Source organism: Rhodovulum tesquicola (assembly GCF_024128855.1).
Classification (GTDB): Bacteria; Pseudomonadota; Alphaproteobacteria; order Rhodobacterales; family Rhodobacteraceae; genus Rhodovulum; species Rhodovulum tesquicola.
Genome location: NZ_JAMYDV010000004.1, coordinates 20,683 through 44,524, shown reverse-complemented (window position 1 = coordinate 44,524; position 23,842 = coordinate 20,683). Strand labels below are relative to the sequence as shown.

The window sequence follows — 23,842 nt, the reverse complement described above, 5'->3', positions numbered from 1 at the left end:
CGCGGCACGAGCAGGAGGCCCCATGGATTTCGACGAGATCATCGACCGCCGCGGCACCCATTCGATGAAATGGGACATGATGGAGCCGATCTATGGCGTGCCCGCCGCCGACGGCATTTCGATGTGGGTGGCCGACATGGATTTCCGCCCGCCCGCCTGTGTCGGCGCCGCCGTGCAACGCATGGTCGATCACGGGATCTACGGCTATTACGGCGACGAGGGCGCCTATCGTGCGGCAATCGGCTGGTGGATGCACAGCCGCCACGGCTGGCAGATCGAACCCGACTGGATCTTTACCACCCATGGTCTGGTGAACGGCACCGCGATGTGCGTCGATGCCTTCACCGCGCCGGGCGATGGCGTGGTGCTGTTCACGCCGGTCTATCACGCGTTTGCGCGGGTGATCCGGGCGGCGGGGCGGCGCGTGGTGGAATGTCCGCTGGTGAACCGCGATGGCCGCTACGAGATGGATTTCGACGCCTGTGACGCGCTGGCCGAGGGCGCGCGCATGGTGATCCTGTGTTCGCCGCACAATCCCGGCGGGCGGGTCTGGAGCCGCGCCGAATTGCAGGGCGTGGCCGATTTCGCCAAGCGGCATGACCTGATCCTCGTCTCGGACGAGATCCATCACGACCTGGTTTATCCGGGGCAGAAGCACATCGTCATGGATCTGGTGGACCCGACGCTGCGCGAGCGGCTGGTGATGCTGACCGCCACCACCAAGAGCTTCAACATCGCGGGCGCCCATAGCGGCAATGTCATCATCCCCGATCAGGCGCTGCGCGCCCGCTTCGCCGGGCGCATGGCGGCGCTGGGGATCTCGGCCAATTCCTTCGGGATCGAGATGGCAACCGCCGCCTATTCGCCCGAGGGCGCGGAATGGATCGACGCGCTGATGTTCTATCTCGACGGCAACCGGCGGCTGTTCGACGCGGGCGTGAACGCCATCCCGGGGCTTGCGTCCATGCCGCTGGAGGCGACCTATCTGGCCTGGGTCGATTTCGCGGGCACCGGCATGACGGCGGCCGAGTTTACCGCGCGCGTCGAGAAGGGCGCCAGGATCGCCGCGAACCATGGGCCGACCTTCGGGGCCGGGGGCGAATGCTTCCTGCGGTTCAACATCGCCACGTCCCGCGCCCGCGTCGCGCAGGCGGTCGAACGGTTGCAGGCGTCCTTTGCCGACCTGCAATGAAACGGATCGCGGGGCTTTTCAGCCATCTGGCGCTGGCGCTTCTGGCGGCGGGCGCGGTTGTCCTGGCGCTGGGCCTGATCGCGCCGCGCATGCCTGCACCACCCCCGCCGCTGACCGGCCCCGTCGACCGGATCGAAGTGGTGAAGTCGGATCGCCGCATGACCCTGTTCGTCGGCGACCTGCCGGTGCGCAGCTACGCGATCGCCCTGGGCTTTGACCCCGAGGGGCACAAGCAGGCGCAGGGCGATGGCCGCACGCCCGAGGGGCGGTTTCATATCGACCGGCGCAATCCGCAAAGCAGCTATCACCTGTCGCTGGGCCTGAACTATCCCCGCCCCGAAGACCGCGCCAATGCCGAGCGGGCGGGCGTGAACCCGGGCGGCGACATCTTCATCCACGGCCAGCCACCCGGCATTCCCCGGGACCGCCGCCTTGGCCATGACTGGACAGCGGGCTGCATCGCGCTGAGCAATGCCGAAATGGACGAGCTTTGGCGCGTCGTGCCGCTGGGAACCCCGGTCGACATCCTGCCCTAGGTGCGTCTGCGCAGGGCTCTTGCGCGTCGAGCGGGGAGGCAGCGCGCCGCCCGCGCCCCTATCTCGGTCCTGCAAAGGAGGACGATATGGGTCAACTGATCGACGGAAAATGGCATCCGGGCTGGTATGACACCGCCGAAAGCGGCGGGCGTTTCGTGCGTTCCACCGCCGGGTTTCGCAACTGGATCACGGCCGATGGCGCCCCAGGCCCCTCGGGCGAGGGCGGGTTTCCGGCCGAAAGCGGGCGCTATCACCTTTACGTCTCGCTTGCCTGTCCCTGGGCGCATCGCACGCTGATCTTCCGCGCGCTCAAGGGGTTGACGGAGCATATCGGCGTTTCGGTCGTGCATCCCGACATGCTGGACGATGGCTGGACCTTTGCCACCGATTTCCCCGGCGCGACAGGCGACAGCCTGCACGGACTGCCCTTTCTGCGCGACATCTATACACGCGCGAAACCCGACGTTTCGGGCCGGGTGACGGTGCCCGTCCTGTGGGACAGGACGCGCGGCACCATCGTCTCGAACGAATCGGCCGAGATCATCCGGATGTTCAATTCGGCCTTCGACGGCATCTCCGGCAACCGCGACGATTACTGGCCCGCGGCCCTGCGCGCCGAGATCGAGACGCTGAACGAGCGCATCTATGACAGCGTGAACAACGGCGTCTACAAGGCGGGCTTTGCCACCACGCAAGCCGCCTATGACGAGGCCGTTGCGGCGCTGTTCGACAGCCTCGACTGGCTGGAGGATCGGCTTGCCAGCGGGCGCTACCTGACGGGCGCGCGGATCACCGAGGCCGATTGGCGGCTGTTCACCACGCTGGTGCGCTTCGATCCGGTCTATCACGGGCATTTCAAGTGCAACCGCAACCGGCTGGCCGATTTCCCGAACCTCTGGGCCTATACCCGCGAGCTGTACCAGTGGCCCGGCGTCGCGGCGACGACCGATTTCGGTCATGTCGTGCGCCACTACCATTACAGCCATGACAGCATCAATCCGCACCGGATCCTGCCCACGGGCCCGCGGATCGACTGGCTGGCGCCGCATGGCCGGGACCGGCTGAAAGCCGCGTGAGGCCGGTCAGGCGACCAGCGCCTCGGCCCGGCTCAGATCGACGGAAACAAGCTGGCTGACGCCCTGCTCGGCCATGGTCACACCGAACAGCCGGTTCATCCGGCTCATGGTGATCGCGTGGTGGGTGATGATGAGAAAGCGCGTATCGGCGCGGCGCGTCATCTCGTCGAGCATGTCGCAGAAGCGCGTGACGTTGGCGTCGTCCAGCGGCGCGTCCACCTCGTCGAGCACGCAGATCGGGGCCGGGTTTGCAAGGAACACGCCGAAGATCAGCGCCAGCGCCGTCAACGTCTGCTCGCCCCCCGACAGAAGCGACAGGGTCGAGAGTTTCTTGCCCGGCGGCTGGCACATGATCTCGAGCCCTGCCTCCAGCGGATCGTCGGATTCCACCAGCACCAGCCGCGCCTCGCCGCCGCCGAACAGATGTGTGAACAGCATCGCGAAGTTGGAATTGACCTGCTCGAACGCGGTCAGAAGCCGCTCGCGCCCCTCGCGGTTGAGGCTGGCAATGCCAGAGCGCAGCGCGCGGATCGCCTCCTCCAGATCGCGCTTTTCGGTGGCCAGTGTCTCGTGCTCGGCGCGCACGGTGCGGGCATCTTCCTCGGCGCGCAGGTTCACCGCGCCCAGCGCCTCGCGCTGGCGTTTCAGCCGGGTGACGTCATGCTCGATCTGTTCGGCCGAGGGCATCCGGTCGGGATCGGCGCCCAGCCGGTCCAGCAGCGCGGCGGGGGTCGCCTCCATTTCCTCGGCGATGCGGGCGGCGGCCTGGGCTGCGGCCTCGCGCGCGGCTTCGGCACGGGCCTCGGTTCCGGCGCGGGCTTCGCGGGCCTCGCCGGCGGCGCGTTCGGCCTCGCGCGCGGCGCGGTCGGCCTCGCGCAGGGCGGTCTCGGCCTCGGCCAGCGCATCGGCCGCGCGCTGCCGCCGGTCCTCGGCCTGCACGATCGCGGCGTCCAGTTCCTCGCGCTTCGCGGCGATTTCCTCGGGCGCGGCGGCGGCTTCCTCCAGATCGGCCTCTGATGCCGCCTTGCGTTCGGCAAGTTCCGCGATCCGCGTTTCGGCGGTGTCCAGCCGCTTGCGCCAGGTCGCCGCTTCCCGCGCGATCTCGACCAGACGGCGCTGCCGTGCCTCGGCGTCGCGCTTCAGTTCGTCATGGGCGGCGCGGCGGGCGATCATCGTCATCCGCGCGGCCTCGACCGTGGTGCGGACATCCTCAAGCCCGGCCCGCGCCGCGTCCAGATCGCCCAGCCCGGCCAGCGCCGCCTCGGCCTCGCGCAGGCGGGTGCGCGCGGCGGTGGCCTCGTCCTCGTGGCGCGAGACCGCCATCTTCGCGGTTTCCAGTCGGCTTGCCGCGATATCGCGCTCGGCCTCGGCGCGCGAAAGCGCCCTTCCCGCCTCGGCCAGATCGCGGTCGGCGGCGCGGCGGGCCTCGCGCGCGGCGCGGTCGGCCTCGGTCGCATCGGCCAGCGCCGCGGCCACTCCCTGATGGGCGCGCGCCGCCGCCTCGGCCCGGGCCGTCGCCGCGTCCAGATCGCGGCGCAGATCGGCCAGCCGGTTGAGCTGTTGCAGGCGCAGCGCGGCGGCGCTGGGGGCATCGCCTGCGCCAGCGCGCAAACCGTCCCAGCGCCACAGATCGCCCTCGGCGCTGACCAGCCGCTGACCGGGTTTCAACGCGGGGTGCAGCCGCATCCCCGTCGCCCGATCCGGCACCAGCCCGATCTGCCCGATCCGGCGCAGCAGGACCGGCGGCACGCTCACATGATCGGCCAGCGGCAGCGCGCCTTCGGGCAGCGACTGCGGCCGGTCATAGGGGGGCAGGGCTGCCCAGCCCGAGGCGGCCTGGTCCCGCGCCTCGGGCGCGCGCAGATCGTCGGCAAGCGCGGCGCCCAGCGCCTTTTCATAGCCCTTCTCGACGCCCAGAAGGTCCAGCACCTGGCCGCCTTCGGCCGCGTCGCGCTCGACCAGCCGGGCAAGGGCGGCCGCCTCGGCGCGCAGGGCATTCGCCTCGCCCTCGGCCTGCGCCTTGTCGGCCCGGGCTTCGGCCTCGCGCGCCTGGGCATCGCCGCGCGCCTCGTCCGCGGCGATCAGGGCGGCTTCGGCGGCCTCGGCGGCTTCGGCGGCATGGTCCTGCCGCTCGGTCGCGGCCTCGACCGCCGCGCGTGCCGCCGACAGCGCGCCCTGGGCCTCGCCCACCGCGGCGCGGGCCTCGGCGGCCTCGGCCTCGTTGCGGGCCAGCGTCCGGGCCGCATCCTCGCGCAGGCGCTGGGCCGAATGGTGGCGGGCCGACAGACGGGCCATGTCCTCGGTCTTCTGGCCCAGCACATCCTCGCGGTCGCGCAGCACCGACGCGGCCTCCTGCGCGGCCGCGCTGGCAATCTCCATCGCGGCCTTGTGCCCGTGATGTGCCGCCTCGAGCGCGGCGCGTTCCTCGTCCAGCCGCGCCAGCGTCTCGCCCGCATCGCGGTTGAGCCCCGCCTCGCGCTCGATATCGCGGCCAAGCTGCACGATCCGGCCTGTCAGCGTCTCGATTGCGGCGCGCGCACGGGTTTCCTGCTCGGTCAGCGCGTCGCGTTGCACGACCAGCCGTTGCAGGATCGCGGCGGCGATGGCCTCTTCCTCGCGCAAGGGCGGCAGGGCGGTCTCGGCAGCCTCGCGCGCGGTGCCCGCCTTGCGCGCCGCGACCTCGGCGGCGGCGGCGGTGCGGGTGCGTTCGGTCAGCTGCGCCTCGGTCGTGGCGCGGGTGGTGTCGGCCTCCTGCCAGCGGCGGAACAGCAACAGCCCCTCGGCGCGGCGCAATTCCTCGGCGATCTCGCGATAGCGCGCGGCCTGTTTGGCTTGCCGGGCCAGTTGCGCAAGCTGCTGGGCAAGCTGGTCCAGAACGTCATCGACCCGAGACAGGTTCTGCTCGGCCGCGTTCAGGCGCAATTCGGCCTCGTGCCGACGCTGGTAAAGCCCCGAGATGCCCGCGGCCTCTTCCAGCACGCGGCGGCGGTTGCGCGGCTTGGCGTTGATCAGTTCCGAGATCTGGCCCTGGCGGACCAGCGCCGGGGAATGCGCGCCGGTCGAGGCGTCGGCGAACAGCATCTGCACATCGCGCGCACGCACCTCCTTGCCGCCGAGCTTGTAGGCCGAGCCCGCATCGCGGGTGATCCGGCGCACGACCTCGAGGATGTCGCTGTCGTTGAACTCGGCGGGGGCCAGACGGTCGGAATTGTCGATCATCAGGCTGACTTCGGCGAAGTTGCGGGCGGGCCTTGTGGCGGCACCGGCAAAGATCACGTCTTCCATGCCGCCGCCGCGCATCGCGGTCGGGCGGTTCTCGCCCATCACCCAGCGCAGCGCCTCCAGCAGGTTCGACTTGCCGCAGCCATTCGGCCCGACAACGCCGGTCAGCCCCTCGGCGATCACCAGGTCGGTGGGATCGACGAAGCTCTTGAAACCGTTGAGCCTGAGTCGGGTGAAGCGCACGGATTCGTCCTGTCCTGATTCCAGCGAGGTTGTTCGATCCTTTGCCGGGTCGCCCCGGGTGTCAAGCGTTCGCCCCAGCATCTGGGCGCCTTCGGGGACTTCTCCACAAGATATTGACTAACGATTCCTGCGGTGCCGGTGGCTTTCGCTGCGGTGCGGCGTCACCCCTTGACCTTTCCCGCGCGCCGGGCGACCACCGTTAAGATTTTGCGAAAGGGTGACCCGGATGCCTGTGACCATCGCAACCGAATCCGTCCTGTCCGACAACGGACGGGCCTTGATCGAGGCGAGCGAGGCGGCGCTGCTGGCCGTCTATCCGCCCGAGGAATGCTTCAGCTTCTCGGCCGAGGAACTGGCGACGAAATCCACCCAGTTCCTCGTCGCCCGCCGCGCCGGGGCGCCCGTGGGTTGTGTCGCACTCGTCGATCAGGGCCGATATGGCGAGGTCAAGCGGCTTTATGTCGATCCCGGCCAGCGCGGCCGGGGAATCGGCCGGGCGCTGATGGAGGAGCTGGAAGGTGCCGCCCGAGATATCGGGCTGGGGCTTCTGCGGCTGGAAACCGGGGCGGCGCTGGCGGCGGCGGTGCAGCTTTATCGCCGGATGGGCTATGCCGATTGTGCGCCCTTTGGCGGCTATCCGGACATCGCCTCGAACCTGTTCATGCAAAAGCGGATCGGGATCCTCTTGCGCGAGGATTACAGGCTCGCGCAGCTCAGCCGGGCGTAGACCACCGCCGGATCGCCCGACAGGGTGCCGGGCCGGATCTGGCAACCGGTGCCCAGTTCGATCGCCCGCGCGCCCCGTGCCATCCCGCCATCCCGGCGTTCGGCATTCAGCCGGATCGCCTGCGCCGTGCCGCCATTGCGCCGGACCGCGAAGGTCGACCCCTCGACCGTGACGCGCGTGCCCGGCAATGCGCCAAAACCGGGGCCGGGCGAATCGCAGCCCGCAAGCATCAGGACAACAAGAACGAGAACAGGCCGCGTCATGGCGGCATGGGACCGGATCCGCGTTAAGCGCCGGTAAAGGCGCAAGCGCGACGAAGCAATTGCAATATCGGGGATGTCGCTTTATATCATATTCCAAACCACGAATATGAATCGGAGCCTTCCATGCCATCCCCCGCCTCGCGCCCCGCCGACCGCTACTCGCCGCTCTATTTCCTCGCCTCGCTGGGTGCGGGCGGGTTGGCGGTGTCGTTCTTCATGTTCCTGATGTTCTGGGTGCCCCATCCCGGCCAACCCGTGCCGGTCTTCGAGGACCTGGCCCGCGCGCTGGCCACGGGCGGCCCTGCGCTTCAGGCGCTCGTCGTGACCGCGGCGCTGGCGATCGCGGTGCTGGCCTATCACAACATCCGCCTTCTGGTCTGGAACATCGCGCAGTATCGCCGGTTCAAGGCCAGCCCCGCATGGTCCACCTTCACCTCGGGCAATGCCGAGACCCAGCGCCTTGCCCTGCCGCTGGCGCTGGCGATGAGCGTGAATGTGGGCTTCGTCCTCGGCATGGTCTTCGTGCCGGGATTGTGGGGCGTGGTCGAATTCCTGTTCCCGCTGGCGCTGATCGCCTTTGGCCTGATCGGGGCGCTGGCGCTGGCCCAGATCGGTGCGTTCCTAGGTCGGGTGATGACCCGGGCGGGCAGTTTCGACATGGCGCAGCACAACTCGTTCGCGCAGATCCTGCCGGCCTTTGCCCTGTCGATGGTCGCCGTGGGCTTTGCCGCCCCCGCCGCGATGAGCGGCGTGCCGCTGATCGCGGGCATCAGCCTGATCGGCTCGACCTTCTTCGGGATGGCCGCGATCCTTTATGCCCTGCTCGCCGCGATCACCGGCTTCAACGCGATCCTCCAGCACGGCACCGCGCGCGAGGCGGCGCCGACGCTGATGGTCATGGTGCCGATCCTGACGGTGCTGGGCATCACCTTCCTGCGGCAGAACCACGGCATGACCCACAGCTTCGACGCCGAGATCGCCGCGGTCGAGACGCTGGTCTTCCTATCGCGGCTTCTGGCGGTGCAGGCGCTGGTGCTGATGCTTGGGTTGATGGTGCTGGCGCGGCTGGACTACTGGCGCGACTTCGTCTTTGGCCCGCGCGAGTCGGCGGGGGCCTATGCGCTGGTCTGCCCGGGCGTGGCGCTGTCGGTGATGCTGCATTTCTGGCTGAACGCGGGGCTCGTGGGGGCAGGGCTGGTTGACCGGTTCTCGGTCGGCTACTGGGCGATCTCGGCGCTGGCCGTGGCGGTCCAGCTTGGGACGCTGGGCTTCACCTTCTACCTGAACCGGCGCCATTTCGGCCCAGCGCGCGTCGCCGAACAGGTGCCTGCCGAATAGCCCGACCGATCGGCGGCGGGCGGCCGATCTGCCGCCCGTCGCGCTTTGTCGCCTTGTGCCTGCGTGCGCGCCGGTCCATCACCAAGCCGACATGGGGCGACACGCATGAAGACAATCGGCATCCTGGGCGGCATGTCCGCCGCCTCGACCGCGCTGTATTACGAGGCGCTGAACCGCGGCGCGCGCGAGAGGCTGGGGGGGCTGCATTCGGCCGAACTGCTGATCCGCTCGCTCGATTTCGCGGGAATCGAGCGGATGCAGGCGGCTGGCGACTGGGAGGCGGCGGGCCGTCTTCTGAACCGCGAGGCGCGCGCGCTGCAGGCGGGTGGCGCGGCGCTCCTGATGCTGGCCACCAACACCATGCACAAGCTGGCCGAGCCGATGATGGCGGGCGTTTCGATCCCGTTCCTGCACATCGCCGATGCGACCGCCGCGGCGATCCGCGCGGCGGGGCTGTCCCGGCCAGGCCTGATGGCTACCGCCTACACGATGGAACAAAGCTTCTACACCGACCGGCTCCGCGCCGCAGGCCTTTCCCCGATGCTGCCCGGCCCCGAGGACCGCGCCACCACGCACCGGATCATCTATGACGAACTTTGCCGCGACGTGATCCGGGACGACAGCCGCGCCGCCTATGAGGATATCGCGATGCGGCTGGCCAAGCGCGGGGCCGATTGCCTGATCCTTGGCTGCACCGAGGTCGGCATGCTGCTGCACGCGGGCAATGTGCCGATGCCGGTCTTCGACACGGTGCAGGTGCATTGCGCCGCCGCGCTGGACATGGCGCTGGACCTGGCCCCGGCGGAGTAGCGGCGCGCCCAGCACCTAACCGGCGCCGGCCTCGCCCATCGCCCGGGCCTCGGACAGGGTGAAGCCCGTGGCCAGCGCCTCGGGGTCAAGCTGCAACTCGATCACGAAGGGCACAGTCGCGGCGAGCGCCCGCGCCATCGCGGCCGGAAACGCGGCCTGATCCGTCACCAATACCCCGTCCCCGCCATAGGCCCGTGCCAGTGCCGCGTAGTCAGGATTGGCCAGGTCGGTGCCGCTCACCCGGCCCGGGAAGCGGCGTTCCTGATGCATGCGGATCGTGCCATAGCGGCCATTATTCGCGACGATCACCACCACCTTCGCCCCATGCTGAATAGCGGTCGACATCTCGTTCAGGGTCATCTGGAAACAGCCATCCCCGGCCAGACATATCACCGCCCGGCCGGGATGTTCCAGCGCGGCCGAGATCGCGGCGGGAAAGCCATAGCCCATCGAGCCCGAGGTGGGCGCAAGCTGGGTGCCATGCGCCTTGAAGGCGAAATAGCGGTGCAGGAAGGCGGCATAATTGCCCGCGCCATTCGTGACGATCGCATCCTCGGGCAGATGGGCCGAGAGCCAGGCGATCACCTGTTCCATCCTGACCGCGCCGGGGGTATGCCGGGGTATCGTCCACGCCTCGTACTCGGCCCGCGCCCCGGCCCGCCATGCCGCCCAGGGGCCGGGATGGCCGTTCAGCCGCGCCAGCGCCGCGACCATCGCGGGGGCGGGCAGTGCGATGCCGGGATCGGGCCGCCAGACCCGGCCCAGCTCGTCCGGGTCGGCATGAACATGCACGATCCGCGGCCCCGGCCTTGTGGGATCGAGCAGCGTGTAGCCATTGGTTGCCGTGTCGCCCAGCCGCGTGCCCAGCGCCAGCACCAGATCGGCCGCGGCCAGCCGCGCCCCCAGCCGGGGGTTCATCCCCACGCCCAGATCGCCCACATAGCAGGGATGGCGGTTGTCCAGATGCCCCTGCCGGCGAAAGCTGACCGCCACCGGCAGATCGAACGCCCCGGCAAACCGCGCCAGATCCGCCGCCGCCTGTGCCGACCAATGCGGCCCGCCGACGACGACCAGCGGACGTTCTGCCTGCGCCAGCGCCTCGGCCACCGCGGCGACCTGCGCGGCGCCGGGCTCGGGCAGAAGGCGGGCAGGGGACGGCAGGTCCGGCACGTCGGCCCGCGCGCTCAGCATGTCCTCGGGCAGGGCCAGTACCACCGGTCCGGGCCGCCCCGAGACCGCGATGTGGAAGGCGCGCGCGATGTATTCCGGCAGGCGTTCGGTCTGGTCCACCTCGGCCACCCATTTCACCAGCGGGCCGAAGAAGCGGCGATAATCCAGTTCCTGAAACGCCTCGCGATCACGGTGGGCCCGCGCGATCTGGCCGACGAAAACGACCATCGGCGTCGAATCCTGCCGCGCGACATGCAGCCCGCTGGCCGCATTCGTCGCCCCCGGCCCGCGCGTGACTAACAGCACGCCCGGCGCGCCCGTCATCTTGCCGTACGCCTCGGCCATCATCGCCGCGCCGCCCTCGTGGCGGCAGGTGATGTTCGGGATGCCGACATCGTAAAGCCCGTCAAGCGCCGCCAGAAAGCTCTCGCCCGGCACCGAGAAGACCCGCCTGACCCCCTGAAGCGCCAGTTGATCGGCCAGGATGCGCCCGCCATGCCGTTCCACCCGCTTGCCCTCCGTCCTGCCTCGGTCGCACCCTGCGCCAAGCGGTCACAGGGCACAACCCGCTTGCAGCCCGGTGCTTGCGGCCTAGGTTCGGGCTGAACCAGACGGAGACAGCGACATGGCCGAACACAGGCTTCTGGGGATTTCCGGCTCGCTCAGGGCGGGCTCGTTCAACACCCTGCTGGTCCGCGAGGCGGCGCGGCTTTTCGACCCCGCCGGGTTCGAGATGGCCGACCTGCGCCTGCCGCTTTACGATGGCGATCTGGAAGCGGCCGAGGGCATCCCGGCGCCCGTCCAGCGCCTTGCCGACCAGATCGCGGCGGCCGATGCGGTGGTGATCTCGGGGCCGGAATACAACAAGTCGATCTCGGGCGTGCTGAAGAACGCGCTCGACTGGGTCAGCCGGACCAGTGGGAACCCCTGGGCGGACAAACCCGTCGCGATCGTCTCGGCCGCCGCCGGGATCGCGGGCGGGCCGCGCGCGCAATTCGCGCTGCGCCATTGCCTTGTCGCCTTTCGCCCGCGGCTGTTGCAGGGGCCCGAGGTGATGGTGGGCAATGCCGCCCAGCAATTCGACGCCGAGGGGCGGCTGACCAACGAGGTCGGGCTGAAGCTGCTGAGCGAACTGATGGCCGCGCTCAAGGCCGAGATCGGACGCTAGCCACCCCGCTTGCGCGCCTCGCGGCCTGCGGCTAGCGTCCCGCGCATGACCGAGGCGCTGGGCAGAACGCAAATCCTCCGCGACGCGATGGACCCGGTCCGGGCCGCGGCGCTGCATGCCACGCTGGGGCTGGACGGCCCGCCGCCGGGTCATCTGGCCATCCTGCCGCCCTTCTTCCATCAGGCCTATTTCTGGGATCCTCGCCCGCCCGCCGAACTGGGCTGCGACGGGCATCCCCGGCTCGGCGCCTTCCTGCCCGATCTCGGCCTGCCGCGGCGGATGTGGGCGGGGGGGGAACTTGCCTTCTTCGGCCCGCTGCGTGCCGGCATCCCGGCCGAGCGGACCACCACCATCGAGGGCATCACCCGCAAGCAGGGGCGGACCGGCCCGCTGGCCTTCGTCACGCTGCGCCATGACATCGTGCAGGCGGGCGTGCTGCGGGTCAGCGAACGTCAGGACATCGTCTATCGCGAGGATCCGCGCCCGGACGCCCCCCGCCCCGCGCCGCCCCCCGCCCCCGAGACGGCCGAGGACGAGACCGAGGCGCATTTCCCGCCCACGCTTCTGTTCCGCTACTCGGCGCTTACCTTCGAAGGCCACCGCATCCATTACGACCGCGACTATGCCACCGGCACCGAAGGCTATGGCGGGCTTGTCGTCCACGGCCCGCTTCTGGCGCAACTGCTGATGCTGAAGGCCACGGAGCGCAGCCCGCTGCGCCGCTTCGCCTTCCGCGCCCGCTCGGCGCTGATCGACCACGAAACCGCCACGCTCTGCCGGACGGGCGACCGGCTCTGGGTGCGGGGGCCGGACGGGCGGCTCTGCATGTCGGCCGAGGTCGAGCACGGGCAGGACCGGTTCTGATCTTCTTCTTGGAAAAAATACCCAAATCCGACCGCGCCACCGGGCGCTACCGCTTGTAGGGGGCCATCCCCGCCCGGGCCAGTTCGTCCGCGCGCTCGTTCTCGGGATGGCCGGCATGGCCGCGCACCCATTCCCAGCGCACCTGATGGCGGGCCTGCGCCTCGTCCAGCCGCTGCCACAGCTCGACATTCTTCACGGGTTTCTTGCCGGCGGTCTTCCAGCCATTGCGCTTCCAGCCATGGATCCAGCCGGTCACGCCGTTCTTCACATAGGCGCTGTCGGTGACCACCGTGATCTGCGAGGGCCGGGTCAGGCTTTCCAGCGCGTTGATCGCGGCCAGCAATTCCATGCGGTTGTTCGTGGTCGCCGCCTCGCCACCCGACAACTCGCGCTCGCGCACCACCTGCGCGCCCTCCTTTGCCTGCAACAGCACGCCCCAGCCGCCGGGGCCGGGATTGCCGCTACAGGCACCGTCGGTATAGGCGAACAGGTCGGGCATGGCGATTTCCTGAAGGGTCCGGCGCGGGTTTAGGGGGCGGGTCCGGTGCCGTCAACCGCCCGAGGCTCAGACCAGCGGCACCGCGAGGCAGGCCAGAACCACCGCTGTCAGGATGATCCGCAGCCGCATCCACCAGCGCGGCGCCATGTTCATCATCCAGAACAGCGCGTCCAGCAGCAGCAGCCCGGCAAAGCCTGCCATCAGCGGCAGGATGGGCTTGCCCATCGCGCCGCCCAGCACCGCAAAACCCCAGAGCGCCGGGATCACCGACAGCCCGTAGCCCAGCGCCGCCTTGGCCCCCGTGGCCTTGGCGGCAAAGCCCCACAACACGCCCGACATGAAGGCCAGGATCACCGTCCCGTAGATCGTCAGCACCTCGACCCCGCGAAAGCGCGGGCCGATCTCGGGCGGCGCGTAACCTGCAAGCTCGGGCATGAAGACCGTGGCCGCGCCCCACAGGAAGGGGATCAGCCCGGCAAGGCCAAGGATCAGTGCAGAGCGCGGGATCGCATTCATGGGTGCCCCTGAATCGCCGCGCGGCTCATGCGGGTTCGCGCACGATACGCGGCAGGCGGAACTCGATCTTCTCGGTGGCGGTGACGACCTGTTCGATCTCCAGGTCGTAGCGGTCGCGGAAGGCCTGCACTACTTCCTCGATCAGCACATCGGGCGCCGAGGCACCGGCCGTCAGCCCCACTTTCGACATGCCCTCAAGCGCCGCCCAGTCGATATCGGCCGCGCGCTGGACCAGAAACGCCGTGCCGCAGCCCGCCGCCGCGCCCACCTCGACCAGCCGTTTCGAGTTCGACGAGTTCGGCGCGCCGATCACAAGCAGCGCCTCGACCTTGGGCGCCACCGCCTTGACCGCGCCCTGACGGTTGGTCGTGGCGTAGCAGATGTCTTCCTTGTGCGGCCCCTCGATGGCCGGGAAGCGCGCTTCCAGCGCCTTGACCACCTCGGCGGTGTCGTCGATCGACAGCGTCGTTTGCGTGATGAAGGCCAGGTTGTCGGGATCGCGCACGCTCAGCCCCGCCACATCCTCGGGCGTCTCGACCAGCAGAACCTCGCCTTCGGGCAGTTGGCCCATGGTGCCGATGGTTTCGGGGTGGCCGGCATGGCCGATCATCACGATCTGTTTGCCGTTCTCGTGATGGCGCGCGGCCTCCAGATGCACCTTGGAGACCAGCGGGCAGGTGGCGTCGACAAAGATCATCTCGCGCCGCGCGGCCTCGGCGGGCACCGATTTCGGCACGCCATGGGCCGAGAAGATGACCGGGCGATCCACCGGGCACTCGTCCAGGTCCTTGACGAAAACCGCACCCTTGGCGCGCAGCCCGTCCACGACGAACTTGTTGTGCACGATCTCGTGGCGCACATAGACGGGCGGGCCCCATTTCTCCAGCGCCATCTCGACGATCTTGATCGCGCGGTCGACACCGGCGCAGAAGCCGCGGGGCGCGGCCAGGTAAAGGGTCAGCTTGGGCTTGGTCATGGGCGTTTCTCCTGTCCGTCCAAGAGGTAACCCCGCAGGCGTTTTTCGTCCAGTCCCGGCCCTATCCCGCAGCCGCCGCGGTGGCCCAGGCAAGCGCGGCATATCGCCCGGTCTTGGCGATCGTGACGAGGGTCAGGAACAGCCAGAGCGGCGTGCGCATCATGCCCGCGACCACGGTGAACCCGTCGCCCAGCGGTGCCCAGCTCAACAGCAGCGTCCAAACGCCCCACCGATTGTACCAGTGCTGCGCGCGGTCAAGCTGCCTCTCGCTGACCGGAAACCAGCGACGGCCACGAAAATGTTCGATCCATATCCCGAGCACATAGTTCACCACCGAGCCCAGCACGTTGCCCACGCTCGCGACCAGCAGCAGCCAGCCGAGATCGACCCGGCCGGCCAGTTGCAGGGCGACAAAGACCAGCTCGGACTGAAACGGCAGGATCGTGGCCGCGCCGAAGGCGGCAAGAAACAGTATGCCAAGCTGGGCGAGGGTCTCTAGGCCGGGCATCTCGTCAGGTCATGCGCTGGCGGTCCGGCGTCGCGGGCAGGCCGGCGAAAGACCGGCCCACCTGCTCAGCTGTCCTGCTGGGCCTCGGCCCGCTGGTCGAAGTTGCGCGGTTCGCGCGGCGGGCGGCCGATCACCTCTTTCAGCTCGTCGAGCTCGATGAAGTTGTCGGCCTGGCGGCGCAGCTCGTCCGCGATCATCGGCGGCGAACTTCGGATCGTCGAGACGACCGACACCCGCACACCCTGCCTCTGCAGGCTCTCGACCAGCGGCCTGAAATCGCCATCGCCCGAGAAAAGCACGATATGATCGACCCTTGGCGCCAGTTCCATGGCATCGACCGTCAGTTCGATATCCATGTTGCCCTTGACCTTCCGGCGGCCCTGGCTGTCGGTGTATTCCTTCGCGGGCTTCGTCACCATGGTGAAGCCGTTGTAGTTCAGCCAGTCGACAAGGGGCCGGATCGGCGAATAGTCGTCGTTGTCCAGCAGGGCAGTGTAGTAGAATGCGCGCAGCAACTTGCCACGGCGCATGAATTCCTGGCGTAACAGCTTGTAATCGATGTCGAACTCCAGCGCCCTCGCGGCTGCGTAGAGATTCGAGCCGTCGATGAATAGCGCCAGCCGTTCATCTCTGTAAAACATTCGGGCTCCTTCCGTAATATGCCCGTCAGCCAGGGGTCGTGAGTGGTTTGGAACAATGCGCACTGAAATACAAAGCGCTGAGGGGCACCCCCTGAAATCTAAGGATGGAGGCCGATGCCGCAACCGGGAAATCATGCAAAAACCCGTCCAAAAGGACAGGTTGCGCTGGGAACGAACGTCGCGGTCGGCGCCGACCCCCTGCAGAAGACACTTGCCAGCGCGCTTGCGGCGCTGGACAGCCAAGCGATTCGGATCACGAGAATCAGTAAATTTTATCATACACCATGCTGGCCTCCGGGCAGCGGTCCCGATTTCGTGAATGCGGTGGCCGAGATCGAGACCACGCTGCCGCCCGACGCGATCCTCGCGCGCCTGCACGCGGTCGAGGCGACCTTTGGGCGCGTGCGCCGCGACCGTTGGGGGCCGCGCCCCCTGGATCTTGACCTTATCGCGCTGGGCGATCTGGTGCTGCCCGACGTGGAGACCCAGACCCGCTGGCGCGACCTTCCCGCCGAGGAGCAGGCGACGCAGGCCCCCGACGGTCTGATCCTGCCCCATCCCCGCCTGCAGGACCGCGCCTTCGTGCTGGTGCCGCTGGCCGAGATCTCACCCGACTGGTGCCATCCGATCCTGGGGCGGACCGTGCGCCAGATGCTGGCGGCCCTGCCCGAGGCGGAGAAGGCCGCGATTGTTCCGATTTCGGGGCCGTGGGAGAGTCTTTCCGCCCTTGTCAAGTCATTTGAGACCCAATAGAAGGGGGGCTTCAATCTCCCAGGGATCGGAGTGCGCCATGGCCCGCGTGACGGTAGAAGATTGCGTTGACAAGGTTCCGAACCGGTTCGAACTGGTTCTGCTCGCGTCGCATCGGGCGCGCGAGATCGCGGCCGGCGGCGCGCTGACCATCGACCGCGACAACGACAAGAACCCCGTCGTCGCGCTGCGCGAAATCGCCGAGGAAACCCAGTCGGCCGACGAGCTGCGCGAGCGGATGATCGAGGCCAACCAGACCCAGATCGAGGTTGACGAGCCCGAAGAGGATTCCATGGCGCTGCTCATGGGCGGCGGGATGCCCGACCGTCCGTCGGATGACGACATGTCGGAAGAGAAGCTGCTGCGCGCCCTGATGGAAGCGCAGGCACAGCGTTGACCCCCGGGGCGCGCCCCTTGCTGCGCCCCCCTGGATTTGCCGCCGGATGATCGACGTCGAAGACCTGATCTCGCTGGTGCGCAACTACAATCCCAGAACCGACGAGGATCTGATCCGTCGTGCCTATGCCTATGGGCGCGAGATGCATGCCGGTCAGCTGCGCCGCTCGGGCGAGGAATATTTCACCCACCCTGTTTCGGTCGCCGCGATCCTGACCGAACAACGCCTGGACGACGCCACGATCATCACCGCGCTTCTGCACGACACGATCGAGGACACGAAATCCACCTATTCCGAGGTCGAGCGGCTGTTCGGCCACGAGGTCGCGGAACTGGTCGATGGCGTGACCAAGCTGACCAACCTGCAGCTGTCCTCTTCCGAGACCAAGCAGGCCGAGAATTTCCGCAAGCTGTTCATGGCGATGTCCAAGGATCTGCGGGTGATTCTGGTGAAACTCGCCGACCGGCTGCACAACATGCGCACGATCAAGTCGCTGCCGCATGAAAAGCAGGTCCGCAAGAGCCACGAGACGATGGACATCTTCGCGCCGCTTGCCGGCCGGATGGGCATGCAGTGGATGCGCGAGGAACTGGAGGATCTGGCCTTCCGCGTGCTGAACCCCGAGGCGCGCAACTCGATCATGCGCCGCTTCATCACGCTGCAACGCGAATCGGGCGACGTGATCCAGAAGATCACCCAGGACATCCGCAAGGAACTGGAACGCGAGGGGGTGGAGGCCGATGTCTTCGGCCGCGCCAAGAAGCCCTATTCGATCTGGCGCAAGATGGAAGAGAAGCAGCAGGGCTTCTCGCGGCTGTCCGACATCTACGGTTTCCGCGTCATCACCGAGACCGAGGGCGATTGCTACCGGGTGCTGGGCGCGATCCACCGCCGCTGGCGCGCGGTGCCGGGCCGGTTCAAGGACTATATCAGCCAGCCCAAGTCGAACGGCTACCGCTCGATCCAGACCACGGTTTCGGGCCGCGACGGCAAGCGCGTCGAGGTGCAGATCCGCACCCGCCAGATGCACGAGGTGGCCGAGGCGGGCGTCGCGGCGCACTGGTCCTATCGCGACGGTGTCCGGGCCGAGAACCCCTTTGCGGTCGATCCGGCCAAGTGGCTGGCATCCCTGACCGAACGCTTCGAGAATGCCGAGGATCACGACGAGTTCCTCGAGCATGTCAAGCTGGAGATGTATACCGACCAGGTGTTCTGCTTCACGCCCAAGGGCGATGTGATCAAGCTGCCCCGGGGGGCGACGCCGCTGGACTACGCCTACGCCATCCACACGCGGATCGGCGATTCCTGCGTCGGCGCCAAGGTGGACGGCATCCGCGTGCCGCTGTGGACGCGGCTGAAGAACGGGCAATCGGTCGAGATCATCACCGCCGAGGGCCAGCGCCCGCAGGCGACCTGGATCGACATCGTGGTGACGGGACGGGCCAAGGCCGCGATCCGCAAGTCGCTGCGCGAGGAAGATCGCGAGCGTTACATCAAGCTTGGCCGCGAACTGGCGCGGGTGGCCTTCGACCATGTGGGCAAGCGGTCGACCGAAAAGGCGCTGAGGACGGCCGCGCGCAGCTTCGGGCTCAGTGGCGCGGGCGAACTGCTGGCCCGGCTCGGTTCGGCCGAATTGCGCGCCCAGGACGTGGTCGAGGCGCTTTATCCCGAACTCGCCACCGCCCGCGGCGACGAGATCGACGCAAGCCGGGCGGTCGTGGGACTGTCGCCCGACGAGACCTTTGCCCGCGCGCCCTGCTGCCAGCCGGTGCCGGGTGAGCGGATCGTGGGCATCACCTGGCGCGGGCGCGGGGTGGTGGTGCATGCCATCGACTGCCCGGTGCTGGAAAGGTTCGAGGACCAGCCCGACCGCTGGATCGACCTGCACTGGCATTCGGGCAAGCACCCGGCGGTGCACAGCGTCGGGCTTTACATCACGATCCGTAACGATGCGGGCGTGCTGGGGCGCATCTGCACCCTGATCGGAGAACAGAAGGCCAATATTTCCGACATGGAATTCGTCGACAAGAAGCCGGATTTTTACCGTTTGCTGATTCAGGTTGACCTGCGGGACGTCGAACATCTTCACACCGTGATGACCGCCCTTGAGGCGGAAAGCGATGTCGCCGAGATAGAACGGTATCGGAACCCCGAGCGCGCCGAGTGACGGCCGCCCGCACACGAGGACGACCGGCTTGGTGTTCAAGCGCCGCGACAAGCGAAAGTTCGGCCGGGTCATGCTGGACAGCGTCTATCCGCGCGGCGGATGGGGGCGGGCGCTGTACTATATCACCCACCGGGTGCGCCGCCTTCCGGACACGCCGCAAAAGATCGCGCGGGGCATCTTCGCGGGTGTCTTCGTCAGCTTCACGCCGCTTTACGGTCTGCACTTCTTCCTCGCCGCCCTGATCGCCTGGGGGCTGCGCGGCAACATCCTGGCCGCGCTGCTGTCCACGCTCTTCGGCAACCCGCTGACCTATGTGCCGATCGCGATGGTCTCTCTGAAGACCGGGCATTTCCTGCTCGGCAGCCGCTTCGACGAACCCAGCGAGACCACGCTGGTCGCCAAGTTCCGCGGCGCGGGCGAGGATCTTCTGGACAATCTCGTGGCGGTCTTCACCGGGGCCGAGGCGAACTGGGCCAAGCTGGGCCAGTTCTATCACGAGCTGTTCCTGCCCTATCTGATCGGCGGGATCGCGCCGGGGATTGCCGCGGGGCTGGTGGCCTACTACCTCAGCGTTCCGGTGATCGCCGCATACCAGAATCGCCGCCGCGGGCGGCTGAAGGAGAAACTGGCCGAACTGCGCCAAAAGGCGGGCAAGGCCGACGACCGGCCCTGAGGCCGGACAGGGAACAAGGGGGCAAGGACATGGCGGACGGCACGCATCTTCGGCTGGGCGTGAATATCGACCACGTGGCGACCGTCAGGAACGCCCGTGGGTCGGCCTATCCCGATCCGATCCGGGCGGCGCTTCTGGCCGAGGAGGCGGGCGCCGACGGCATCACCGCCCATCTGCGCGAGGATCGCCGGCATATCTCGGATGCCGATATCGACGGTTTGATGGCCGCGCTGAGGGTGCCGTTGAACCTGGAAATGGCCGCCACCGACGAGATGCAGGCGATCGCCCTGCGGCATCGGCCGCACGCGGTCTGCCTTGTGCCCGAAAAGCGCGAGGAACGCACCACGGAAGGCGGCCTGGATGTTGCGCAGGACGAGAACCGGCTCGCGCATTTCATCGCGCCGCTGCGCGATGCGGGCTGCCGGGTGTCGATCTTCATTGCCGCCGATCTTGCCCAGGTCGAGGCCGCGGCCCGGATCGGCGCGGCGGTGGTCGAACTGCATACCGGCGCCTATTGCGACCTGCATGCCGAAGGCCGCTTCGACGAGCGCGATGCCGAACTCGAACGGCTGCGCGCCATGGCGGCGCATGCCGACGGCCTGGGGCTGGAGGTTCATGCCGGTCACGGGCTGACCTATGACACTGTCGGACCGGTCGCGGCCTTTCCGCAGGTCAGGGAACTGAATATCGGCCATTTCCTGATCGGCGAGGCGATCTTCCTCGGACTTGGGCCTGCCATCGAACGGATGCGTCGCTGCATGGACGAGGCGCGGACGTGACCGCAGGCGCTGCCCGATGATCCTCGGCATCGGCACCGATCTGGCCAATATCGAGCGGGTCCAGCAGACGCTGGAGCGCTTCGGCGACCGTTTCCGCAACCGGGTCTTCACCGAGGCCGAACAGCAGAAGGCCGAGCGCCGCGCCGATGTGGCGGGCACCTATGCGAAGCGCTGGGCCGCCAAGGAGGCCTGTTCCAAGGCGCTGGGCACCGGGCTGCGCATGGGCATCGCCTGGAAGGACATGTCGGTGGCCAATCTTCAGACCGGCCAGCCGGTGATGCGGTTGACCGGCTGGGCGGCCGAGCGGCTGGCCGAGATGACGCCCGAGGGCCACGAGGCGGTCGTGCATGTCTCGCTGACCGACGATCACCCCTGGGCGCAGGCTTTCGTGGTGATCGAGGCGCGTCCCTGCCCGTGACGGCGGCCGGGGTCGGGCCGTCGCCTTGACAGCCCCGGCCCGCCCGCGCATGAAGCGGGGGCTTACACAAGGGGCAGGATCGGGCAGATGGCGAAGGCGGGCGAAAAGAAGGATGGCGGTCTGGTCGAGACGATCAAGACCATCTTCTGGGCACTCGTGATCGCGGGGATCTTCCGCACCCTGTTCTTCCAGCCGTTCTGGATCCCCTCGGGCAGCATGAAGGACACGCTGCTGATCGGCGATTTCCTGTTCGTCAACAAGATGGCCTATGGCTATTCGCGCTATTCCTGCCCGTTCTCGATGTGCCCCTTCGAGGGTCGGCTCCTCTCCTCGGAACCCGAACGCGGCGATGTCGTGGTGTTCCGCCATCCGGTGAACGGATCGGATTTCATCAAGCGGCTGATCGGGATGCCCGGCGACACGGTGCAGATGCGTGAGGGGTTGCTCTATCTCAACGGCGCCCCGGTCGATGTGAAACCCGCAGGCCAGTTCGAGGAGGTCTATGACCGCCAGGGGCCAATGGGCTATTATCCGCAATGCGAGAACGCGCCGGTGGGCGAGGGCGGCACCTGCACCAAGTCGCGCTATCGCGAAACGCTGCCCGGCGGGGCGTCGCACAACATCCTGAACCTTCGCGACGGGTTTTTCTCGGACAACACGCCGCTCTTTACCGTGCCCGAGGGGCATTACTTCTTCATGGGCGACAACCGCGACAACAGCCAGGACAGCCGCTATGCGCGCGCCAATGGCGGTGTCGGCTTCGTGCCGGCCGAGAACCTGATCGGGCGCGCGGACCGGGTGATGTTCTCGTCCGCGGGGCGGTCGCTGTTCTTCGTCTGGACCTGGCGGCCCGACCGGTTCTTCAAGAAGATCGAGTGAGTCGCGTGAAGCTGTCGGCCGAACTTGCCGCGTTCAGCGGACGCCTGGGCCACAGCTTTGCCCGGCCTGAACTGCTGGTGCGCGCGCTGACCCATTCCTCGCTGTCCAGCCCGACCCGGCCGGACAATCAGCGGCTGGAATTCCTGGGCGACCGGATCCTGGGCCTGGTGATGGCCGAGGCGCTGTTGCTGGCCGACAAGGGCGCGACCGAAGGCCAGCTTGCGCCGCGGTTCAATGCGCTGGTCCGGCGCGAGACCTGCGCCGATGTCGCGCGCGAGATCGGCCTGGGCGAGGTGCTGAAACTCGGCCGCTCCGAGATGATGTCGGGCGGTCGGCGTAAGGAGGCGCTGCTGGCCGATGCGATGGAGGCGGTGATCGCAGCGGTCTATCGCGATGCCGGATTCGAGGCGGCGCGCGATCTGGTCCTGCGGCTTTGGGGAACGCGGATCGGCGCGGTCGAAACCGATTCCCGGGACGCCAAGACCGCGTTGCAGGAATGGGCCCAGGCCCGCGGCCTGACCCCGCCGCATTATGTCGAGATCGCCCGCGAAGGCCCCGACCATGCCCCGGTCTTCACCATCGCCGCGCGGCTTTCGACCGGCGAGGAGGCGCAGGCCACTGCGGGCGCCAAGCGCCAGGCGGAACAGGCCGCCGCCAAGGCGCTGCTCGATCGGATTGGCGGGGACGAGGGCTAGGACGCGCGCGGGGCCGGGGGGCAGGGCGATCCCTAGGTGGGCTGAGCTGGACGTTTTATGCTCCCGGCCGTTCTGCGATGCGTGGTCCTGTGCTGCGAAAGAACGCCCACCCGCCGACGCCTGTCGCGCGCGGCGAGCGAAGCCTATGGTCCGTCTGGCGGAAACACGCTATGGCGACCGGAACAGTCAAGAGGATCCCATGACCCAGCGCGCGGGTTTCGTTGCCCTGATCGGAGAGCCCAATGCGGGCAAGTCCACGCTTCTGAACCGGATGGTGGGGGCGAAGGTCTCGATCGTGACCCACAAGGTTCAGACCACCCGCGCCCGCATCCGCGGCGTGGCGATCGAGGGCGAGGCGCAGATCGTCTTTGTCGACACGCCGGGTCTGTTCCGTCCGCGCCGCAGGCTGGACCGCGCCATGGTGGCCGCCGCCTGGGGCGGGGCCGCGGATGCCGATATCGTGGTGCTTCTGGTCGAGGCGCATCGCGGCCGAACGGCCGGCGTTGACGCGATAATCGAAACGCTGCGCGAGCGGGTGGCCGAGGGGCGGACCGTCGCGCTGGCCATCAACAAGATCGACCGGGTGAAGGCCGAGGCGCTTCTTGCGCTGTCGGCCGACCTGAACGACGCCTATCCCTTTGCGCGCAGCTTCATGATCTCGGCCGAGCGGGGGCATGGCGTGGACGATCTGCGCGAATGGCTGGCCGAAACCCTGCCCGAAGGTCCGTGGCTTTACCCCGAGGACCAGATCGCCGATCTGCCGATGCGGATGATCGCGGCCGAGATGACGCGCGAAAAGCTGACGCTGCGGCTGCATCAGGAACTGCCCTACGAACTGACCGTCGAGACCGAGGCCTGGGAGGATCGCAAGGACGGTTCGACCCGGATCGACCAGATCGTCTATGTCGCCCGCGACGGGCACAAGGGCATCGTGCTGGGCCACAAGGGCGAGACGATCAAATCCGTCAGCCAGGCCGCCCGCGCCGAGATCGCCGAGTTCCTCGGTCGGCCCGTGCATCTGTTCCTGACGGTCAAGGTCCGGCCCGGCTGGCTGGACGAGGCGGAGCGCTACTCGGAAATGGGGCTCGATTTCCGCGACGGCGACTGATCCGAATCCGCCCCCGGCTTTGGCGCGAAGAAATGTCCGAGGATCGCCCAGTAGACCACGAGGCAGACCGCCAGATTGGCCAGTAGCATCAGCACCACCAGCGGAAGGGCGCGCAGGCCCATGGGGAACACCATGATGTCAAGCACGATGGCGGCGGCGATGATCGGTTTCGAGAAGCGCGGCAGGACCAGCATGGGGGGCTTTCGTCTATGGACGTATCAATGCGA

At 68.1% G+C, this 23,842-nt stretch carries 26 protein-coding genes; 17 read left to right on the top strand and 9 right to left on the bottom strand.

Annotated elements, in window-relative coordinates; all coding sequences use genetic code 11:
- Positions 1–22: 22 nt before the first annotated feature.
- From NHN26_RS05470 to NHN26_RS05460, 3 genes are all read left to right on the top strand, one after another.
- Complete coding sequence (locus NHN26_RS05470) at positions 23–1,192, top strand: MalY/PatB family protein (protein WP_253088500.1); 1,170 nt, start codon at positions 23–25, stop codon at positions 1,190–1,192.
- Positions 1,189–1,728 carry a L,D-transpeptidase family protein gene (locus tag NHN26_RS05465; RefSeq protein ID WP_253088499.1) on the top strand — a complete coding sequence of 180 codons (540 nt, stop codon included), beginning with the start codon at positions 1,189–1,191 and terminating at the stop codon, positions 1,726–1,728. Before NHN26_RS05470 ends, NHN26_RS05465 begins: the two co-directional genes overlap by 4 nt.
- An 86-nt stretch (positions 1,729–1,814) precedes the next feature.
- Positions 1,815–2,804 (top strand): glutathione S-transferase family protein, encoded by a 990-nt coding sequence (locus tag NHN26_RS05460; protein WP_253088498.1) that lies wholly within the window; start codon positions 1,815–1,817, stop codon positions 2,802–2,804.
- 6 nt (positions 2,805–2,810) lie between these two features.
- Here the strand turns inward: NHN26_RS05460 and smc are convergent, their stop codons facing one another.
- The gene (gene smc / locus NHN26_RS05455) at positions 2,811–6,269 is read right to left on the bottom strand and encodes a chromosome segregation protein SMC (RefSeq protein WP_253088497.1); all 3,459 of its coding nucleotides are present in this window, start codon (positions 6,267–6,269) and stop codon (positions 2,811–2,813) included.
- Positions 6,270–6,495: 226 nt separating this feature from the next.
- Between smc and NHN26_RS05450 the strand changes: the two genes are divergently transcribed.
- Positions 6,496–6,996 carry a GNAT family N-acetyltransferase gene (locus NHN26_RS05450; RefSeq protein WP_253088496.1) on the top strand — a complete coding sequence of 167 codons (501 nt, stop codon included), beginning with the start codon at positions 6,496–6,498 and terminating at the stop codon, positions 6,994–6,996.
- Here the strand turns inward: NHN26_RS05450 and NHN26_RS05445 are convergent.
- Positions 6,966–7,259, bottom strand: coding sequence for a hypothetical protein (locus tag NHN26_RS05445; RefSeq protein WP_253088495.1), 294 nt, complete (start codon positions 7,257–7,259; stop codon positions 6,966–6,968). The two genes, NHN26_RS05450 and NHN26_RS05445, sit on opposite strands and share 31 nt — an antisense overlap.
- Positions 7,260–7,382: 123 nt before the next feature.
- Here NHN26_RS05445 and NHN26_RS05440 point away from each other — a divergent pair, with 123 nt between their 5' ends.
- Positions 7,383–8,597, top strand: a complete 1,215-nt coding sequence (locus NHN26_RS05440; RefSeq protein ID WP_253088494.1) for a TsoY family (seleno)protein — start codon at positions 7,383–7,385, stop codon at positions 8,595–8,597.
- A 105-nt stretch (positions 8,598–8,702) separates the two neighbouring features.
- Complete coding sequence (locus tag NHN26_RS05435) at positions 8,703–9,407, top strand: aspartate/glutamate racemase family protein (protein ID WP_253088493.1); 705 nt, start codon at positions 8,703–8,705, stop codon at positions 9,405–9,407.
- A gap of 15 nt (positions 9,408–9,422) precedes the next feature.
- Here NHN26_RS05435 and NHN26_RS05430 read toward each other — a convergent pair whose 3' ends face one another.
- Positions 9,423–11,084 carry a thiamine pyrophosphate-dependent enzyme gene (locus NHN26_RS05430; protein ID WP_253088492.1) on the bottom strand — a complete coding sequence of 554 codons (1,662 nt, stop codon included), beginning with the start codon at positions 11,082–11,084 and terminating at the stop codon, positions 9,423–9,425.
- Between the two features lie 118 nt (positions 11,085–11,202).
- On the opposite strand from NHN26_RS05430, the gene NHN26_RS05425 reads away from it, so the two are divergent.
- Entirely contained in the window at positions 11,203–11,745 is a 543-nt protein-coding gene (locus NHN26_RS05425) for an NADPH-dependent FMN reductase (protein ID WP_253088491.1), read from the top strand.
- A gap of 45 nt (positions 11,746–11,790) precedes the next feature.
- Positions 11,791–12,609, top strand: coding sequence for an HTD2 family dehydratase (locus NHN26_RS05420; RefSeq protein ID WP_253088490.1), 819 nt, complete (start codon positions 11,791–11,793; stop codon positions 12,607–12,609).
- Positions 12,610–12,655: 46 nt separating this feature from the next.
- Here NHN26_RS05420 and rnhA read toward each other — a convergent pair whose 3' ends face one another.
- The 5 genes from rnhA to NHN26_RS05395 all read right to left on the bottom strand — a co-directional run bounded on the left by rnhA (position 12,656) and on the right by NHN26_RS05395 (position 15,749).
- Positions 12,656–13,108, bottom strand: a complete 453-nt coding sequence (rnhA, locus tag NHN26_RS05415) for a ribonuclease HI (protein ID WP_253088489.1) — start codon at positions 13,106–13,108, stop codon at positions 12,656–12,658.
- A gap of 66 nt (positions 13,109–13,174) precedes the next feature.
- On the bottom strand, positions 13,175–13,624 hold the full coding sequence (locus NHN26_RS05410; RefSeq protein WP_253088488.1) for a DUF3429 domain-containing protein: 450 nt from the start codon (positions 13,622–13,624) through the stop codon (positions 13,175–13,177).
- Positions 13,625–13,649: 25 nt separating this feature from the next.
- On the bottom strand, positions 13,650–14,600 hold the full coding sequence (gene ispH / locus NHN26_RS05405; protein ID WP_253088487.1) for a 4-hydroxy-3-methylbut-2-enyl diphosphate reductase: 951 nt from the start codon (positions 14,598–14,600) through the stop codon (positions 13,650–13,652).
- 61 nt (positions 14,601–14,661) lie between these two features.
- Positions 14,662–15,108, bottom strand: coding sequence for a YqaA family protein (locus tag NHN26_RS05400; RefSeq protein ID WP_253088486.1), 447 nt, complete (start codon positions 15,106–15,108; stop codon positions 14,662–14,664).
- Between the two features lie 65 nt (positions 15,109–15,173).
- Positions 15,174–15,749 carry a LabA-like NYN domain-containing protein gene (locus NHN26_RS05395; RefSeq protein WP_253088485.1) on the bottom strand — a complete coding sequence of 192 codons (576 nt, stop codon included), beginning with the start codon at positions 15,747–15,749 and terminating at the stop codon, positions 15,174–15,176.
- A 114-nt stretch (positions 15,750–15,863) separates the two neighbouring features.
- Between NHN26_RS05395 and folK the strand changes: the two genes are divergently transcribed.
- The 9 genes from folK to era all read left to right on the top strand — a co-directional run bounded on the left by folK (position 15,864) and on the right by era (position 23,615).
- Positions 15,864–16,502 carry a 2-amino-4-hydroxy-6-hydroxymethyldihydropteridine diphosphokinase gene (gene folK / locus NHN26_RS05390; RefSeq protein WP_253088484.1) on the top strand — a complete coding sequence of 213 codons (639 nt, stop codon included), beginning with the start codon at positions 15,864–15,866 and terminating at the stop codon, positions 16,500–16,502.
- Between the two features lie 37 nt (positions 16,503–16,539).
- Positions 16,540–16,896: a DNA-directed RNA polymerase subunit omega gene (gene rpoZ, locus NHN26_RS05385; RefSeq protein ID WP_253088483.1), complete on the top strand. Its 357-nt coding sequence runs from the start codon at positions 16,540–16,542 to the stop codon at positions 16,894–16,896.
- Positions 16,897–16,942: 46 nt separating this feature from the next.
- A complete protein-coding gene (locus NHN26_RS05380; RefSeq protein ID WP_253088482.1) occupies positions 16,943–19,063 on the top strand; it encodes a RelA/SpoT family protein in 2,121 nt (706 codons plus the stop codon).
- 31 nt (positions 19,064–19,094) lie between these two features.
- A complete protein-coding gene (locus NHN26_RS05375; RefSeq protein WP_354595923.1) occupies positions 19,095–19,736 on the top strand; it encodes a DUF2062 domain-containing protein in 642 nt (213 codons plus the stop codon).
- Between the two features lie 29 nt (positions 19,737–19,765).
- A complete protein-coding gene (locus tag NHN26_RS05370) occupies positions 19,766–20,515 on the top strand; it encodes a pyridoxine 5'-phosphate synthase (protein ID WP_253088480.1) in 750 nt (249 codons plus the stop codon).
- A 16-nt stretch (positions 20,516–20,531) separates the two neighbouring features.
- A complete protein-coding gene (gene acpS / locus NHN26_RS05365) occupies positions 20,532–20,933 on the top strand; it encodes a holo-ACP synthase (RefSeq protein ID WP_253088479.1) in 402 nt (133 codons plus the stop codon).
- Positions 20,934–21,020: 87 nt separating this feature from the next.
- The gene (lepB, locus tag NHN26_RS05360; protein ID WP_253088478.1) at positions 21,021–21,812 is read left to right on the top strand and encodes a signal peptidase I; all 792 of its coding nucleotides are present in this window, start codon (positions 21,021–21,023) and stop codon (positions 21,810–21,812) included.
- 5 nt (positions 21,813–21,817) lie between these two features.
- Positions 21,818–22,507 (top strand): ribonuclease III, encoded by a 690-nt coding sequence (rnc, locus tag NHN26_RS05355; protein WP_253088648.1) that lies wholly within the window; start codon positions 21,818–21,820, stop codon positions 22,505–22,507.
- Positions 22,508–22,706: 199 nt separating this feature from the next.
- A complete protein-coding gene (era, locus tag NHN26_RS05350; protein ID WP_253088477.1) occupies positions 22,707–23,615 on the top strand; it encodes a GTPase Era in 909 nt (302 codons plus the stop codon).
- Here the strand turns inward: era and NHN26_RS05345 are convergent.
- Positions 23,576–23,809, bottom strand: coding sequence for a hypothetical protein (locus NHN26_RS05345; RefSeq protein ID WP_253088476.1), 234 nt, complete (start codon positions 23,807–23,809; stop codon positions 23,576–23,578). The genes era and NHN26_RS05345 overlap by 40 nt on opposite strands.
- Positions 23,810–23,842 lie beyond the last annotated feature (33 nt).

Coding starts and splice junctions, on each gene's coding strand:
- NHN26_RS05425 (WP_253088491.1), top strand. CDS start 11,203: ATGGCCGAACACAGGCTTCTGGGGATTTCCGGCTCGCTCAGGGCGGGC.
- NHN26_RS05380 (WP_253088482.1), top strand. CDS start 16,943: ATGATCGACGTCGAAGACCTGATCTCGCTGGTGCGCAACTACAATCCC.
- NHN26_RS05395 (WP_253088485.1), bottom strand. CDS start 15,749: ATGTTTTACAGAGATGAACGGCTGGCGCTATTCATCGACGGCTCGAAT.
- acpS (WP_253088479.1), top strand. CDS start 20,532: ATGATCCTCGGCATCGGCACCGATCTGGCCAATATCGAGCGGGTCCAG.
- era (WP_253088477.1), top strand. CDS start 22,707: ATGACCCAGCGCGCGGGTTTCGTTGCCCTGATCGGAGAGCCCAATGCG.
- NHN26_RS05435 (WP_253088493.1), top strand. CDS start 8,703: ATGAAGACAATCGGCATCCTGGGCGGCATGTCCGCCGCCTCGACCGCG.
- NHN26_RS05470 (WP_253088500.1), top strand. CDS start 23: ATGGATTTCGACGAGATCATCGACCGCCGCGGCACCCATTCGATGAAA.
- ispH (WP_253088487.1), bottom strand. CDS start 14,600: ATGACCAAGCCCAAGCTGACCCTTTACCTGGCCGCGCCCCGCGGCTTC.
- NHN26_RS05450 (WP_253088496.1), top strand. CDS start 6,496: ATGCCTGTGACCATCGCAACCGAATCCGTCCTGTCCGACAACGGACGG.
- NHN26_RS05465 (WP_253088499.1), top strand. CDS start 1,189: ATGAAACGGATCGCGGGGCTTTTCAGCCATCTGGCGCTGGCGCTTCTG.
- NHN26_RS05370 (WP_253088480.1), top strand. CDS start 19,766: ATGGCGGACGGCACGCATCTTCGGCTGGGCGTGAATATCGACCACGTG.
- NHN26_RS05345 (WP_253088476.1), bottom strand. CDS start 23,809: ATGCTGGTCCTGCCGCGCTTCTCGAAACCGATCATCGCCGCCGCCATC.
- rnhA (WP_253088489.1), bottom strand. CDS start 13,108: ATGCCCGACCTGTTCGCCTATACCGACGGTGCCTGTAGCGGCAATCCC.
- NHN26_RS05400 (WP_253088486.1), bottom strand. CDS start 15,108: ATGCCCGGCCTAGAGACCCTCGCCCAGCTTGGCATACTGTTTCTTGCC.
- NHN26_RS05440 (WP_253088494.1), top strand. CDS start 7,383: ATGCCATCCCCCGCCTCGCGCCCCGCCGACCGCTACTCGCCGCTCTAT.
- NHN26_RS05420 (WP_253088490.1), top strand. CDS start 11,791: ATGACCGAGGCGCTGGGCAGAACGCAAATCCTCCGCGACGCGATGGAC.
- lepB (WP_253088478.1), top strand. CDS start 21,021: ATGGCGAAGGCGGGCGAAAAGAAGGATGGCGGTCTGGTCGAGACGATC.
- NHN26_RS05445 (WP_253088495.1), bottom strand. CDS start 7,259: ATGACGCGGCCTGTTCTCGTTCTTGTTGTCCTGATGCTTGCGGGCTGC.
- NHN26_RS05410 (WP_253088488.1), bottom strand. CDS start 13,624: ATGAATGCGATCCCGCGCTCTGCACTGATCCTTGGCCTTGCCGGGCTG.
- folK (WP_253088484.1), top strand. CDS start 15,864: ATGCCGCAACCGGGAAATCATGCAAAAACCCGTCCAAAAGGACAGGTT.
- rpoZ (WP_253088483.1), top strand. CDS start 16,540: ATGGCCCGCGTGACGGTAGAAGATTGCGTTGACAAGGTTCCGAACCGG.
- NHN26_RS05460 (WP_253088498.1), top strand. CDS start 1,815: ATGGGTCAACTGATCGACGGAAAATGGCATCCGGGCTGGTATGACACC.